This window comes from Acinetobacter sp. NIOH-H-8 (genome assembly GCF_046635365.1).
Classification (GTDB): domain Bacteria; phylum Pseudomonadota; class Gammaproteobacteria; order Pseudomonadales; family Moraxellaceae; genus Acinetobacter.
Map to the genome: position 1 here is coordinate 1 of NZ_JBHDVN010000267.1, position 416 is coordinate 416.

Genomic DNA, 416 nt, shown 5'->3' on the forward strand with positions numbered 1-416 from the left:
TTATTAGAAAGGCTAAATATTGAAAAAGCTAAGATTCAAGAAATTGATGATATTTTAGAAAAAATTGCTGAATTAAAAAAATCTTTGGAAAGTCTGACAACTGAGTTTCAACTTACAATTTGGTTATCAATGTCCAATGTAGATTCCGAATTAATACAGGATATATCATCAATTACAATCAGCCAAGATCTACAAATAATTGCAACGAATATATTTGATAAATTAAAGTTCAATGAATTTATCAAAAAAACAATTAACCAACAACCTGAAAAAGCCAAGCTATTTGCTGAAATGCAAGTTACTTCTCATATAGAACTATTAGATAAATACCATGAAATAGTAGAATCCTTAGAAGAAGGAGAAGTTCGTTTTAGAGGTGGTACTACTTTAGAAACTTTTACTAAAGAATTCTTTGA

1 pseudogene is annotated in these 416 nt (G+C 27.4%); it reads left to right on the forward strand.

The features are described 5' to 3' along the window. Positions 1-416: pseudogene (locus ACEWB7_RS18160) on the forward strand (hypothetical protein); the annotation flags it as partial.